Source organism: Rhizobium jaguaris, assembly GCF_003627755.1.
GTDB classification, from domain to species: Bacteria; Pseudomonadota; Alphaproteobacteria; order Rhizobiales; family Rhizobiaceae; genus Rhizobium; species Rhizobium jaguaris.
Genome location: NZ_CP032694.1, coordinates 1,054,558 through 1,068,038, shown reverse-complemented (window position 1 = coordinate 1,068,038; position 13,481 = coordinate 1,054,558). Strand labels below are relative to the sequence as shown.

At 59.8% G+C, this 13,481-nt stretch carries 14 protein-coding genes; 8 read left to right on the top strand and 6 right to left on the bottom strand.

Annotated elements, in window-relative coordinates:
* Positions 1–86: 86 nt before the first annotated feature.
* Positions 87–1,172 carry a helix-turn-helix domain-containing protein gene (locus CCGE525_RS05185; RefSeq protein ID WP_120703354.1) on the bottom strand — a complete coding sequence of 362 codons (1,086 nt, stop codon included), beginning with the start codon at positions 1,170–1,172 and terminating at the stop codon, positions 87–89.
* A 264-nt stretch (positions 1,173–1,436) separates the two neighbouring features.
* Between CCGE525_RS05185 and gltS the strand changes: the two genes are divergently transcribed.
* Positions 1,437–2,642: a sodium/glutamate symporter gene (gltS, locus tag CCGE525_RS05180; RefSeq protein ID WP_120703353.1), complete on the top strand. Its 1,206-nt coding sequence runs from the start codon at positions 1,437–1,439 to the stop codon at positions 2,640–2,642.
* A 268-nt stretch (positions 2,643–2,910) separates the two neighbouring features.
* Here gltS and CCGE525_RS38225 read toward each other — a convergent pair whose 3' ends face one another.
* A complete protein-coding gene (locus CCGE525_RS38225; protein WP_162950129.1) occupies positions 2,911–3,141 on the bottom strand; it encodes a hypothetical protein in 231 nt (76 codons plus the stop codon).
* A 154-nt stretch (positions 3,142–3,295) separates the two neighbouring features.
* Between CCGE525_RS38225 and CCGE525_RS05175 the strand changes: the two genes are divergently transcribed.
* Positions 3,296–4,630, top strand: coding sequence for an Nramp family divalent metal transporter (locus CCGE525_RS05175; RefSeq protein WP_120703352.1), 1,335 nt, complete (start codon positions 3,296–3,298; stop codon positions 4,628–4,630).
* A 23-nt stretch (positions 4,631–4,653) separates the two neighbouring features.
* Here the strand turns inward: CCGE525_RS05175 and CCGE525_RS05170 are convergent, their stop codons facing one another.
* Positions 4,654–5,430, bottom strand: a complete 777-nt coding sequence (locus CCGE525_RS05170; RefSeq protein WP_120703351.1) for a tRNA1(Val) (adenine(37)-N6)-methyltransferase — start codon at positions 5,428–5,430, stop codon at positions 4,654–4,656.
* Positions 5,431–5,438: 8 nt separating this feature from the next.
* Positions 5,439–5,669: a putative signal transducing protein gene (locus CCGE525_RS05165; RefSeq protein ID WP_120703350.1), complete on the bottom strand. Its 231-nt coding sequence runs from the start codon at positions 5,667–5,669 to the stop codon at positions 5,439–5,441.
* 108 nt (positions 5,670–5,777) lie between these two features.
* Here CCGE525_RS05165 and CCGE525_RS05160 point away from each other — a divergent pair, with 108 nt between their 5' ends.
* The 4 genes from CCGE525_RS05160 to moaB all read left to right on the top strand — a co-directional run bounded on the left by CCGE525_RS05160 (position 5,778) and on the right by moaB (position 10,250).
* The gene (locus tag CCGE525_RS05160; protein ID WP_120703349.1) at positions 5,778–6,794 is read left to right on the top strand and encodes a polyprenyl synthetase family protein; all 1,017 of its coding nucleotides are present in this window, start codon (positions 5,778–5,780) and stop codon (positions 6,792–6,794) included.
* Positions 6,795–6,916: 122 nt separating this feature from the next.
* Positions 6,917–8,776, top strand: coding sequence for a tetratricopeptide repeat protein (locus CCGE525_RS05155; RefSeq protein ID WP_120703348.1), 1,860 nt, complete (start codon positions 6,917–6,919; stop codon positions 8,774–8,776).
* 8 nt (positions 8,777–8,784) lie between these two features.
* Positions 8,785–9,696 carry a 4-(cytidine 5'-diphospho)-2-C-methyl-D-erythritol kinase gene (locus tag CCGE525_RS05150; RefSeq protein WP_120703347.1) on the top strand — a complete coding sequence of 304 codons (912 nt, stop codon included), beginning with the start codon at positions 8,785–8,787 and terminating at the stop codon, positions 9,694–9,696.
* A complete protein-coding gene (gene moaB, locus CCGE525_RS05145) occupies positions 9,696–10,250 on the top strand; it encodes a molybdenum cofactor biosynthesis protein B (protein WP_120703346.1) in 555 nt (184 codons plus the stop codon). Before CCGE525_RS05150 ends, moaB begins: the two co-directional genes overlap by 1 nt.
* Before the next feature lie 45 nt (positions 10,251–10,295).
* Here moaB and CCGE525_RS05140 read toward each other — a convergent pair whose 3' ends face one another.
* Both CCGE525_RS05140 and CCGE525_RS05135 read right to left on the bottom strand, forming a co-directional pair.
* On the bottom strand, positions 10,296–10,610 hold the full coding sequence (locus CCGE525_RS05140; RefSeq protein WP_120703345.1) for a hypothetical protein: 315 nt from the start codon (positions 10,608–10,610) through the stop codon (positions 10,296–10,298).
* A gap of 181 nt (positions 10,611–10,791) precedes the next feature.
* Positions 10,792–11,310 carry a glycosyltransferase family protein gene (locus CCGE525_RS05135; RefSeq protein WP_120703344.1) on the bottom strand — a complete coding sequence of 173 codons (519 nt, stop codon included), beginning with the start codon at positions 11,308–11,310 and terminating at the stop codon, positions 10,792–10,794.
* 230 nt (positions 11,311–11,540) lie between these two features.
* Between CCGE525_RS05135 and CCGE525_RS05130 the strand changes: the two genes are divergently transcribed.
* The gene (locus CCGE525_RS05130) at positions 11,541–12,698 is read left to right on the top strand and encodes a PA0069 family radical SAM protein (protein ID WP_120703343.1); all 1,158 of its coding nucleotides are present in this window, start codon (positions 11,541–11,543) and stop codon (positions 12,696–12,698) included.
* Positions 12,699–12,803: 105 nt separating this feature from the next.
* Positions 12,804–13,463 (top strand): ribonuclease HII, encoded by a 660-nt coding sequence (locus CCGE525_RS05125; protein WP_120703342.1) that lies wholly within the window; start codon positions 12,804–12,806, stop codon positions 13,461–13,463.
* Positions 13,464–13,481: the final 18 nt, after the last annotated feature.

Genomic DNA, 13,481 nt, shown 5'->3' with positions numbered 1-13,481 from the left:
CCGAATCGCCCTCGAACGCGATCTTGGACGTCCGAGATCGTGATCCAGATCGTTTCGTGCGATGAGCTCTCCACCAAGGCGAAGGGTTACGAGGCGGACGCGCCAGTCTGCACCTCAGTGGCAGTATCTGCGTCGCCTCCGAGGCGGCGATAGTTACTCGGGGTCATGCTCGTCACGCGCAGGAATTCGCGATTGAAGTTCGACTTCGTGCCAAAACCCGATTCCAGCATGATGATTGTTACCGGATCGCGTGTTGTGACCAGTCGCCGCTTGGCATCGCTGACTCGATACTCATTCACAATCTGGGAAACGTTGCGGCCATAGATTCGATTTAGAGCGCCAGAAATCTGACGCGCCGGTATCCCGGCGCGTCGCGCAAGGCGTTCCAGTGTCAGGTCCGGATCACGATAGAGATGCTGTTCTCTCATTAGGCCATCAATCCGGCTTACTATGGCTGTGTCCTCTTCGGTGCCTGAAGAGGAAACGCGAGAGAGGGGCTCAGTGGAAGGGAAAGCAAAATTCGCCTCAATGGCGTTGGATTCCGTATCGGGACGGGCATCGTACGCAATCGTAGCGGCATAACCGGCAACCGCCAGCCACAGGACATTTGCAACGATCAGCAGCGTTCGGGCCTGCTGACCTTCGCCCAGAGAAAGATCGAGCGATATTGTTGCGTCGATGAAGGCCGTCACAACAAGCAAAACCGCCACCGCGACGAGCGCTTTATGCGCGGTCCACTCATCGTTGACGCGCACAGCGGCAAGTGCACTTGGCCCCTGCCGCGCCACCCGCAGGAGGGCAAGGCCGTATCCGAGGCAAATCGCAAAAAGAACGAGATCGATTGGCCCGCGCCAGAAGGCGACAAGAGCTGCGACAAGGCTCGCCGGTATCAGGTGCAGCCACAGGTCTGAAAACTTCGCGACATTATTGCGACGAAGCTGATCGAAGGCCGCAAAGGAGAGCGCCGGCAGGAGCGCCGCGACGATCGGCTGGATAAGGCGCGCCGGATACCAACCGATGTTCCAATTCAATCCCAGCAAAACCGCTTGAATGGCGAGGGTAGCGACGAGCAGCGGAAATAGTCCGAGCTTTCGCTCTTCCTGCCGGATCATCCGCACCAGGATAAGGCAGAGAACAAGGGAAACGACGAATGGCAGCGGCATCGAAGGCATGGATGACCATTACCACATAAGGTCTGTTAGTCGCATCCGTGCATCATCTGGAATTCATCCTCCCCCTATTCAGAGCGTTCTGCTCTCCAGGTTCATGAGATGTGGGTCGGTAAACAGGTGATCTAGGATGCCACATTCAGTTGCGTGTCGATTTAATCCTTTTGAACGAGAGTGGCGAAGCTCTTTCCGCTCGTCTATTCGTCTGGCGCATGTCAAAGTGACGAACTGAGGCGGGTTCGGCTGCAACCAAGGTGAAGGTGGTCCATGTCGGTAGTGCAGGTCCCAGGATTGCAATCGTTCACCATTGCGATCCTCGTGTTCTTCGCTGGTGCGAACCTCAACCGTTTCATTCCCGTCCTTGCGCGGTGGAGCATACCTGAAGCGGTGACAGGTGGCCTGCTTGCCGCCTTGATAACGCTGGTCGCCTACGAATTCTTCGGTTTGGAGATCAATTTTACACTCGCCGCACGCGACATGCTTCTTCTCTACTTCTTCACCGGGGTCGGTCTCAACGCCAGGCTCTCCGACCTTGTGGCGGGAGGCAAGCCATTTCTTATCCTATTGGGCGTCACGCTTGTATTTCTCGTCATCCAGAACGCAATCGCAATCGGAGTCAGCGACACGCTCGGTCTCCCCGATGGTATGGCAATCTTGCTTGGCTCGACGTCGCTAATCGGCGGTCACGGCACAACGATTGCCTGGGCACCGATTATCACCAGTCGTTTCGGACTGACGAATGCGCTTGAAATCGGCATCGCGAGTGCAACACTTGGTCTTGTTATCGCCAGCCTCATCGGCGGACCAACTGCGCAATTCCTGATCAAACGCTATGGACTGAGCGGACCCACCACCGAAGAGTTGGTGATCGGTGTGTCGCGCGCTGCAGAAAGCAGTCACGAAGATGATGTCAGCTATGTCAGTCTGCTGCGAGCCTTGCTGGTGACCAATATCGCCATTCTCATCGGGTACGCCTTGCATGAGATCATCGTGGAGGCTGGCGTCAATCTTCCGCTGTTCGTCGTCTGCTTGCTGGTCGCGATTGTGATGACGAACACCATTCCGCTGCTCGCACCGCGCCTCCCTTGGCCGACGCGCACGCGAGCGCTCTCGCTCATCTCCGATCTCTCGTTGAATGTCTTTCTCGCAATGTCGCTGATGAGCATGCAGTTGTGGGCTCTCAGCGGACTCGGCGCTGCGCTTGTGATCGTCCTCGTCGTGCAGACGGTTGCGGTCGTGGTTTACGTCCTGTTCGTTGTGTTCCCCGCGATGGGCCGTACGTATGATGCGGCGGTGATTTCTGCAGGCTTCTTTGGTATCTCGCTTGGAGCGACCCCGACGGCAATCGCCAATATGACGGCGGTAACCAAAACTCATGGGGCAGCAACCATCGCATTCATCATTCTGCCGCTCGTCTCTGCGTTCTTCATCGATCTGGCAAACGCAGCCATGCTTGGGTTCCTTGTTCGGTGACTGGTCCTGCGCAACGGCCGGAGCAATCTACGTGCCGCGCTCACGGTGGCGCGTTGTAGAGGTCGTAGATATCCCGCAGCGGCCGCTACGGGTTGCAACGCTGCGATGAACGCCGTTGCCATGCCTGGCTTCTGTTATCAAATTCCGCATTTATGTCGGGGGAAGTCCGCGGCTAAGGCGTCAGCGAACAAAAAAAGGGCCGCCCTTGCGGGCGGCCAGAGGCAGATGGAGGTCTGCTTGTTATTCCGGGTTGCGGCTGCCCTACGGATCAGGCCGTTTTCCGCTCATCGTCGGATTCATCATGCCACCCATCATCGATTTCATCATCGGCATTATATTCGTGGCGAGATTCATCTTGATCATCTCCGGTGCTCACCCGCATTTCGGCTCTCGGGTGAGAATTCGGACAGAATGACCAGAAATAACGTTCAATATGAAAAAACGTTCCGACAATCTTTCCTTCAACGGAATGGAAGCCTGTTCGTCTGATATCGGGCAAATTCGTTATCGCCTATTTCTCTCCCCTATTGCGCATTGCAGGAAAGCCACAGCCGATGCGAACGTGGTCGGGAATGGTTTTTCTTGTTGCGAATGAATTGCATTGTCATTCTAAACAGCTTACCTCTCGCAGGATCGAAGCCTGCGGAATCCCCATGGATGTTATGAAACCCAAGCCCGATGCGGGCTGGCGTCACGACCGGCAAGAGGGCACTCTTTCCGATGTCTACCGCTCAGTCGAAACCGCCAAAGGCGGCTCAACACTGCGCCGCATCGCCGCCTTCGCCGGTCCTGGCTATCTCGTCGCTGTCGGCTATATGGACCCCGGCAACTGGGCGACCTCGCTGGCGGGCGGATCGAGGTTCGGCTATGCGCTGCTGACTGTCGCGCTGTTGTCCAACATCATGGCCGTGGTGCTGCAGGCGCTCTGCGCGCGCCTGGCGATCGCCACCGGCCGCGATCTGGCGCAAGCATGCCGAGATGCCTTTCCGCGCTTCGTCTCGGTGCCGCTCTGGGCGATGGCGGAAATCGCCATCATCGCGACGGATATCGCAGAAGTCGTCGGTACTGCCATCGGCCTCAATCTCGTCTTCGGACTGCCGCTCGAATTCGGGGTGCTGGTCACCGCATTCGACGTGTTTCTGATCCTTTTCCTGCAGCGCCTGGGCTTTCGCTGGGTGGAAGCGCTGATCATCACCCTGCTCGGCGTCATCGCCTTCTGTTTCGGCATTCAGGTCTTCCTCGCCGATCCCAATTGGGGCGAGGTCATCAAGGGCTTTTTCCCGACGACCGAGATCGTCAGGGATCCGAACATGCTCTATCTCGCGCTCGGCATCCTTGGCGCGACAGTCATGCCACACAATCTCTATCTGCATTCCGGCATCGTGCAGACACGTGCCTTCGGTCATACGCTGACCGAAAAGAAGGAGGCGCTGACCTTTGCCACGATCGATTCGACCGTGGCACTGACCTTTGCGCTGCTCATAAACGCCTCCATCCTCATTCTCGCCGGGGCGGCGTTTCACGCGCACGGCCATACCGATGTGGTGGAGCTCGCCCAGGCGGAATCGTTGCTGGCGCCTCTTCTCGGCCTGGCGATCGCGCCGACGCTGTTCGGGATCGCGCTTCTCTGTTGCGGCCTCAACTCGACGGTGACGGCGACGCTTGCCGGGCAGATCGTCATGGAAGGTTTTCTGCGGCTGAAGGTAAAACCCTGGCTGCGCCGCCTTGTGACGCGCGGTCTGGCGATCATGCCCGCGGGGATTGTCACCATCTGGTTCGGCGATTCGGGTACGGCGGAATTGCTGATCCTGACCCAGGTCGTGCTCAGCCTGCAGCTCTCCTTCGCCGTCTTCCCGCTGGTCATGTTCACCGCGGACAAGACCAAGATGGGCGAGCTGGTCGCGCCGCGCTGGCTGAGCACCATTGCCTATATCATCGCTCTCACCATCGCCGTTTTGAACATCAAGCTGATCTTCGACGCATTTTGAGGCATTTCCCGATTTTGCTTGCGTTACTTCCGGGAATAAGCGGCGCGGCCATTGTTGAGGTCATCGACAAAGTCGGAGAATTTGTGCGTCCCCTCACCATGCATGATCAGCGGCGCCCGAAGCGCCAGCCTTGCCCGTGAGCCTTTGATCGCCGTCACCAGGATGCGAACGGCATTTTCATCCTCGCGTGGATGGATGGGCGTGATCTCGATGCCGCCGAAACGGCGGCCGCAGGCGGCGATGAGCTCGCCGATCGATTGCGGCCGGGCGATTAGCGACAGTTGCCCGCCGGGGATCATGATCGCGCCTGCTGTCCGCACCCAGCTTTCGAACAGGCCGTCGGTCATGGCGTGCGCTTGCGCTTTTAACGCATCCGGCGTCAACCGGTCGCTGGCATCGTTGAAAGGCGGGTTCATGATGACATGATGAAAGCTGTCATCGATGAGACCGGCATTGTTGCGGGCCTTCGCGGTCAGGGTCACATCGGCTTCGACAACAGCGACACGGCCGGCGAAGCGGGCATTTTCCGAGAGTGCCAGGCTCTTGCGGGCAAACTCCGCCATTACCGTCGAGCGCTCGAAGAGCACCACCGTTGCCTGCTCCAGCCGGGAGGCCACAGCCATGCCGGCCGCCCCCGCGCCGGCGCCGAGGTCGGCCACTCTGATGTTGCGATCATCGGCCACCAGCGCTGCGAGCAACATGGCGTCCATGCCGGAGCGATGGCCCCTGCCCTTCGGCTGGACGATATGGAAAGCGCCGCGATGGAAGGCATCGATGGTTTCGGAAAGGTCGTCGGCCATAGCGGACCTCAGCCGCGCACCGGGCGCAACTCGTCGCCGAGGCCGGCGTCGATGAGAATGCGCCGGGCCTGATCGGCACGTTCGTCCTCGACCAGAAAACGGCGCGGCAGCATGCCGAGCGAGCCTTCGAGAATGCTCATGGCTTGATCCGCGATGAAACAATGAATCCCGGCGTCCTTCATCAGGCTCTCGGCGAAGGAGAGGAGAACTGGATCATTGGTGCGGATCAACTCGTGCATAAGCCTTGTGTTTCCTGTCAAATTTGCGAGACGAGACAAATCGCCTCTTGCCGCCTCTTTCGCCCCTTCTTATGGTGCTTTGCAGAAAATGAACAGGAGTCCGGATCGTTGGGCGTCGTGATACCGCTTGAAGAAAGCAAGAATAAACTGGCATCCATCAAGCCATTGGTGGACCTGACCAAGGCGGATATGGAACGCGTCAACCAGCTGATCCTGTCGAAAGCCGGCTCCGATGTGCAGATGATCCCGGAAGTTGCCGAGCATCTAATCTCTTCCGGCGGCAAGCGCCTGCGGCCGATGCTGACCATCTCCTCTGCCGCCCTCTACGGCTATCAGGGTGACAACCACATCAAGCTCGCCACATCGGTCGAATTTCTGCACACGGCGACATTGTTGCACGATGACGTGGTGGATGAAAGCGATCTGCGCCGCGGCAAGTCCACGGCCCGCATGATCTGGGGCAATCAGGCAAGCGTTCTCGTCGGCGACTTCCTGCTCGGCCAGGCCTTCCGCATGATGGTCGAGGTCGGTTCGCTGGAGGCGCTCGATGTGCTGTCATCGGCAGCTTGCGTCATCGCCGAGGGCGAGGTGCTGCAACTCTCAGTCTCCAAGAACATGGAGACGACCGAAGACGATTATCTCTCCGTCATCCGCGCCAAGACGGCAGCGCTTTTCGCCGCCGCCGCCGAAGTCGGCCCGATCGTCGCCAATGCCGGCAAGGCCGAGCGCAACGCCTTGAAGTCCTATGGCACCAATCTCGGCCTCGCCTTCCAGTTGGTGGACGACGCGCTGGATTACGGTGGCAAGGCCGCCGATCTTGGCAAGAATGTCGGCGATGATTTTCGCGAAGGCAAGATCACCCTTCCCGTCATTCTCGCCTATCGCCGTGGCACCGAAAAAGAGCGCGCATTCTGGCGCAACGCCATCGAGGCCGGAAACAACAGTGACGAGAACCTGGAAAAGGCGCTGGGTCTGATCACCAAATATGGTGCGCTCAGCGACACCATCGCCCGCGCCGTTCATTACGGCACCATCGCCCGCGACGCACTGGCGCCGCTACCGGAAACGCCGTGGAAATCCGCTCTCATGGAAGTGATCGATTTCTGCATCGAACGCGTGAACTGATCGCAACCGGCCGAATTTCTTGCAGGACCGCTTCAAAAAAGCCATCCTGTTGTGAATCATTGACACGAACGATTTGTGCCGCCGGCACGCTTACCGGCAATCCCTTGATGAAAGGCTTTCTAATGCGGCAGAGACTTGCCATTCGTTTCCTCTCGGGCGCAGCCCTGGCGGCGATCCTCTCGATGTCCGCGCTGAACAGCGCGCGCGCCGAGGATGCTCCGGCAACGCCGGAGGCCAGTGCTCCAGTGACCTTCGACGCGGAAGGCGTCGACACCTTCGCAGGCGCTTTTCTTGCTGCTCGCACCGCCGATGTTGACCATGACTACGACACTGCGATCTCGCTCTATAAGAAGGCGCTGATGATCGAACCGGGCAATCCGGAGATCCGCCAGCGACTGATGATTTCGCTGCTGCTCAACGGCAATCTCGAAGAGGGCGTGAAATACGCAAACGAGCTGAAGAACGATCCCTCGGTCGAACGCGTCACCACAATCGTACGTGGCATGGACGCCATCCGCCGGCATGAATACAAAGCCGCCCAGGACATTCTCAAATATGATGGTCCGAACGATCTCGACCGGATGATGAACAGCCTTCTGCTCGCCTGGGCGCGTGCCGGCTCCGGCCATGGCAAAGAAGCGATCGGCATGATCGACAAGATGAGAGGGCCGGACTGGTTCAACATCTTCAAGAACTACCATGCCGGCGCCATTGCCATCACCATTGGTGATACGAAGTCCGCCCGCTCGCACCTGAACGACGCTATTCTCGACAAGGCGGGCGGCGCAACGGCCCCCGACACATTCATGCGCGCTGTGATGGCACTTGCAGCGCTTGAAGCCAAAGCCGGCGACAAGCAGAAGGCGTTGGATGCCGTTTCGGTCGGCGACAACCTCGTCAACAATTACGCACCGCTGAACGCGCTGCGCGACAGCATCGGCAAGGGTCAAGTGCCGGACCAGCAGGTGACCGACACCGCCCAGGGTGCAGCCTCGGTGCTCTTTACCATCGGCGCGGCGCTCAACCGTGACGGCGCTGAAGATGTCGTCTCGCTCTATCTGCAGATTGCCAACACACTCGATCCTAGAAGCGCCGACACCCTGGTTCTGCTCGGGGGACTTGCGGAAAAGCAGGAGCAGATTGACCGTGCCATCTCCCTCTATAAGAGGGTGCCCAATGATTCGCCGATGGCCCGCATTTCCGAGCTGCAGCTCGGCCTCGCGCTTGCCCAGGCCGGCAAGGTCGACGATGCACGCAAGCATCTGAAGGCGCTGATCGATTCCGATCCGAACGATATCCGCAGCTATCTCGCCTATGGCAGCGTTCTCTCGGACGCCAAGGACTTCCGGGGCATGGCCGACAACTACGACAAGGCCGTGGAGGTCATCGGCGCCGTGCCGAATCGTGGCGATTGGGCGGTGTTCTTCCAGCGCGGCATCGCTTATGAACGGCTGAAGAAGTGGGACAAGGCTGAGCCGAACTTCAAGAAGGCGCTGGAACTGAACCCCGACCAGCCGCAGGTGCTGAACTATCTCGGCTATTCCTGGGTCGACATGAACATGAATCTCGACCAGGGCCTCGGTATGATCAAGAAGGCCGTCGATCTGAAGCCGGATGACGGCTATATCGTCGACTCGCTCGGCTGGGCCTATTTCCGTCTCAACCGCTTCGACGACGCGGTGAACGAGCTGGAGCGCGCCGCTCAGCTTAAGGCGGGCGATCCCACGATCAACGACCATCTGGGCGACGCCTATTGGCGTGTCAACCGCAAGCTGGAAGCTGTCTACCAGTGGAACCGTGCGCTGGCATCGAAGCCAGAGGATGCGGATATTCCGAAGATCAAGGACAAGATCGCCAACGGTCTGCCGGCGCTCGACACCGACCCAAGGACGGTCGACAAGACCAAGCAGCCTGATCCGGCTCCGGCGGTAACGCCGTCGCCAGACACAACAACGCCGCCGCCGGCCGACAAGAAGTCCTAAGACTTTCGATGACCGTGATCTTAGCTGCGGGTGATTTCGACTTCACGGAGGAAGCACCCGCCAAGATCAATCTGGCCCTCCATGTGACGGGACGACGCGCCGACGGGTACCACCTGCTCGACATGCTGGTAACCTTTGCGCGGCACGGCGATCGCCTTGGTTTTCGGGTGAGTGAGTACGACGAACTCAGCCTTTCCGGGAGCTTCTCCCCTCTTCTTGCCGAGGCAGATGCCGGCGGCAATCTGGTACTGAAGGCGCGCGATCTCTTACGACAGGCGGCTCATGCCGCCGGTTTCGAGGCACCGCCGGTGCATATCCATCTCGAAAAAAACCTACCCATCGCCTCCGGTATCGGCGGCGGTTCGGCAGATGCGGCAGCGACCCTGCGCGGGCTGACGCAGCTGTGGGCGCTCACCGTGCCCTCAGACACGGTGATGACGATTGCCCTGAAGCTCGGTGCCGATGTGCCAATGTGCCTCGTTAGCCGGCCGCTGATCGCACGCGGCATCGGCGAAACGATCGAACTGCTGCCGGACTTTCCGTCTTTCGCCATGGTGCTCGGCAATCCCCTCGTCGGCGTTTCGACACCGGAGGTGTTTCGCCTACTCGCTCGGAAGGACAATCCGCCGCTCGCGCTTCCCTCGCAGGCGCCAAACGACCACGCACAATGGATTGGGGCGATCAAGAGGCTACGCAATGATCTGGAGCCGCCGGCGCGGATGCTCTGTAACGAGATCGCCACGCTCTCGCAATTGATCGAGAGCCAAGGCGCGCTCACCACGCGTATGTCCGGTTCAGGCGCAACCTGCTTTGGCCTGTTCGATCATCTCGAGCAGGCGACGGCGGCAGCGGCATCGCTTCACAGCATAAGGCCAGACTGGTATTTCCAGGCGACAGAAACGATAAAGGGAGAAACATGATGGCCGGTTCAAGCGAAGCAAGGCCCTTCATCCCGGTCGGTATCGCGGTGCTGACAGTTTCCGATACGCGCACGCTCGCCGATGACAAATCCGGCGACACATTGGTTGGCCGCATCGCCGAAGCCGGCCATAGGCTGGCTGCCCGCGCCATCGTTCCCGACGACAAGGAGCGTATCCGAAGCCAGGTGGAAGCCTGGACACGCGACGAAACCATCGACGTCGTCATCACCACCGGCGGGACCGGCTTTACTGGCCGCGACATCACACCCGAAGCGCTGGAACCCCTGTTCGAAAAGCGGATGGACGGGTTTTCCGAGGTGTTCCATCGCATCTCCTACGACAAGATCGGCACGGCGACGATCCAGTCGCGGGTAACCGGCGGTGTCGCCAACGCCACCTTCATTTTCGTGCTGCCGGGCTCTCCGGGCGCCTGCAAGGATGCCTGGGACGGTATCCTGAAGGCGCAGCTCGATTACCGACACATGCCCTGCAATTTCGTGGAGATCATGCCGCGGCTCGACGAGCATTTGAAGCGTGGCGCCGGCTCAAAATAAGATTGGCGCATTATTTGAGGAATATTCCTCGGCCTTTCCCAATCCCTATGCCTTCGATCCCGGCAAAACAGGAATTGATTCCCAATTCTGACCGCTGAGGATTACGCAACTCCGGCCAGAGACATCGGTGATCATCATTGTCCAACTGCCACTTTCGGCGGCAAAGATTTCGATGATCCTCTTCGGGTCAAGCTGACCAACGGCCGAGAGCTTTTCGGAATAGCGCGCATCAAGGAAAGCGACAATTTCGACACGCTGGGCACAAGCGAGCATCGCCTGCGAAGCTGCTGAGCCCGGATGAAGGATTGCCGTTGCCACAAGGGCCGTTCCGATGAGGCGGTAGAACATCGTGCGTCCCATGACGCACCTCCTTTCGCCGGAAATCCGGCAGAAGAGGAGAGTTCTGCTGACCTGCTCTGCCGCATACCGGCATCTTCATGGTCGGCCGCCCGACGCGACACGCGAGAGGTGCCGCCACATCAAAATTATGACATCTATTATCTTATTTTCAAATGGAATCTGGGTCGATCACGGAGCCGGGCTACCGGGCCGCCCGCGCGACCCAGGAGGGAATCAGTTCGCTGGACAGTTGGCGGCTCTTCTGGCCCTTGGCGAACTCGGCAAGCCTCATGCCGGTTTTTGCGACGGCGATGGCTTGGCCTTTGGAGAGGAGCAAGCCCAATTCCAGCGGCGGCAGACGGCGGCCGATGCGCTGCAGCAAAGGGCGGCGATAGCCGCGCGAGGCAGTGAACCGCGCAGGCACTTTGTTGAGCGAGACATATTCGGCGATCTCATCGATCCAGCCGGCCTGCGGACGCGCGCCGGGCTCGACGAAAAGTAACCATTCGCCCCGCGCCGAACTCAATATGTCTTTGATATCCCATTGTGAATAGAAACGGCAGCCGGCAGCGTCGGCGACGTGCGAGGTGCCGTCACGCGAGCCATGATCGAGCACGACGACGTCGCATACGAGCCCTTCGATCGCGCCCGCGACCAATGCCGCCAATGTCTGCGCCAGCTCAGGTTCCTGGTCCTGGCATTCAATGATAACTGTCAACATTGCCCATTTATAAAGCGCCGCACAATTTATTGCCAGCGCATAACCCCCTTAAACCGGAAGGTTTAGGTAGAGCTTATGCGCAGACAAAAATGCCGCCGCGACCCATGCGGACATGTGGCGCGGGTGAATGCAATTGCGCATTTTGTTCTTGCATTGTTCTCATTTGTCGGATAGGAATTTAATCATCTTAGACGCGGCGTGCCATACCGCAAACCGCCCCGGAGTTACCGATGAACGAGCAGTCCCTTGCAGGGCAGGCCGCATTTGCGCCTGCCAACACGGCAGATGTTGCCAATGCTTTGATCGCCGACACCGGTCTCAGAGTCGAGATCGATCGCAGGCGCGGTCGCGGCGCTGGGCTGAACCCGAGCGGCCGGTTCGAGCCGCTGCGGCGTGAGACATTCGACGACGGCTGGCAGACGCTGGAAGAATTGCCGCCGTTCAAAACCGAAGTGCAGGTGGAAAAGCCGCGCACGGCAATCACGCGCAACGAGTCTCCCGATATCCCCTTCGATCGTTCCATCAACCCCTATCGTGGCTGCGAGCATGGCTGCATCTATTGTTTCGCACGGCCGACACATGCCTATATGGGCCTGTCGGCGGGGCTCGATTTCGAATCGAAACTCTTCGCCAAACCTGATGCTGCGCGACTGCTGGAACGAGAACTCGCCAAGCCCGGCTACAAGCCGCGCGTCATCGCGATCGGCACCAATACCGATCCTTATCAGCCGATCGAGAAGGAATGGCGGATCATGCGCCAGATTCTCGAAGTGCTGAACAAGGCAAACCATCCGGTCGCGATTGTCACCAAGTCGGCACTGATCATGCGCGATGTCGACATTCTGAAGGAGATGGCAGCCAAAAGCCTGGTGCGTGTCGGTATCTCCGTGACCACGCTCGACCGCAAGCTGGCGCGCACCATGGAACCACGCGCCGCTACACCCCAGCGACGCCTGGAGGCGATCCGCGCGCTCAGCGAGGCCGGTATCCAGACCGCCGTGATGGTGGCGCCGATCATCCCTGCCCTCAACGACCACGAGATCGAGCGCATTCTCGATGCGGGCAAGGCAGCCGGCGCCATGGAAGCGAGCTATGTCATCCTGCGCCTGCCGCTGGAGGTCAGCCCGCTCTTCCGCGATTGGCTGCTGCAGAACTATCCGGATCGGTACCGCCATGTCATGTCGCTGATCCGTTCGATGCGTGGCGGCAAGGATTATGATGCCGAGTTCGGCAAACGCATGAAGGGTGCAGGCCCCTATGCTTGGCAGATCAGCCGCCGTTTCGAAATGGCAACGAAGCGGCTGGAGCTCACCCGCCGCAGCATTGCGATACGCGACGACCTGTTTGTGCCGCCGGATGGCAGCGGCGCGCAGCTTTCACTGCTGTGAACCCTTTTCCCGCGGGTTTCCCTGCCCGCCGGAAAAGTCCCCGGTTTCGCCGCCTTGATCCACCGGGGGCTTGCAGGAGATCGGGTGGTGTGCGAGCTTTGCCGCATGCCACGCAGCACACCATCCGATTCTCCCATGCTTTTCGACGAGGAGCCGATCGTTCCGACCTTCGAGTTGGAACTGATTGCCCGTCGCGCTGGGCACTGGCCGGTAGCGGGTGCCGATGAGGCGGGACGCGGGCCGCTGGCAGGCCCCGTTGTAGCGGCCGCGGTCATTCTCGACCCGGAGCGCATTCCCGAGGGATTGAACGATTCCAAGCAGCTTTCGGCCGTGAGGCGCGAGGCATTGTTTGTCGAAATCCTCGCGACCGCCACCGTCTCCATTGCCTCCTCAAGTGCTGCCCGCATCGACATCACCGATATCCGCAAGGCGAGCCTGGACGCTATGCGCCGGGCCATCTGCAGCCTTGCCGTGCCGGCAAGTTACGTCCTGACCGATGGGCTGGATGTGCCCGGCGGGCTCGCCTGCCCGGGAAAAGCCGTGGTCAAGGGCGATGCGCGCTCCTTTTCCATCGCCGCCGCTTCGATCGTCGCCAAGGTGACCCGCGACCGGATGATGGCTCGCGCCGGCGACGTCTTTCCTGTCTACGGTTTCGCCGCCCATGCCGGCTACGCCACCGCCCAGCATCGCGCCGGCATCGAAAAGCACGGTCCCTGCTCGCTGCATCGCATGAGCTTCCGGCCGCTTCGGAGGGATGAGGCCTGAAAGCCGCCTTTCCGATCC

Excerpts from the sequence above, each read along its gene's own strand:
- moaB (WP_120703346.1), top strand. The coding sequence starts at position 9,696 with ATGGCCGGTTCAAGCGAAGCAAGGCCCTTCATCCCGGTCGGTATCGCG.
- CCGE525_RS05170 (WP_120703351.1), bottom strand. The coding sequence starts at position 5,430 with ATGGCCGACGACCTTTCCGAAACCATCGATGCCTTCCATCGCGGCGCT.
- CCGE525_RS05140 (WP_120703345.1), bottom strand. The coding sequence starts at position 10,610 with ATGGGACGCACGATGTTCTACCGCCTCATCGGAACGGCCCTTGTGGCA.
- CCGE525_RS05175 (WP_120703352.1), top strand. The coding sequence starts at position 3,296 with ATGGATGTTATGAAACCCAAGCCCGATGCGGGCTGGCGTCACGACCGG.
- CCGE525_RS05135 (WP_120703344.1), bottom strand. The coding sequence starts at position 11,310 with ATGTTGACAGTTATCATTGAATGCCAGGACCAGGAACCTGAGCTGGCG.
- CCGE525_RS05155 (WP_120703348.1), top strand. The coding sequence starts at position 6,917 with ATGCGGCAGAGACTTGCCATTCGTTTCCTCTCGGGCGCAGCCCTGGCG.
- CCGE525_RS05130 (WP_120703343.1), top strand. The coding sequence starts at position 11,541 with ATGAACGAGCAGTCCCTTGCAGGGCAGGCCGCATTTGCGCCTGCCAAC.
- CCGE525_RS05165 (WP_120703350.1), bottom strand. The coding sequence starts at position 5,669 with ATGCACGAGTTGATCCGCACCAATGATCCAGTTCTCCTCTCCTTCGCC.
- gltS (WP_120703353.1), top strand. The coding sequence starts at position 1,437 with ATGTCGGTAGTGCAGGTCCCAGGATTGCAATCGTTCACCATTGCGATC.
- CCGE525_RS05185 (WP_120703354.1), bottom strand. The coding sequence starts at position 1,172 with ATGCCTTCGATGCCGCTGCCATTCGTCGTTTCCCTTGTTCTCTGCCTT.
- CCGE525_RS05150 (WP_120703347.1), top strand. The coding sequence starts at position 8,785 with ATGACCGTGATCTTAGCTGCGGGTGATTTCGACTTCACGGAGGAAGCA.
- CCGE525_RS05125 (WP_120703342.1), top strand. The coding sequence starts at position 12,804 with ATGCCACGCAGCACACCATCCGATTCTCCCATGCTTTTCGACGAGGAG.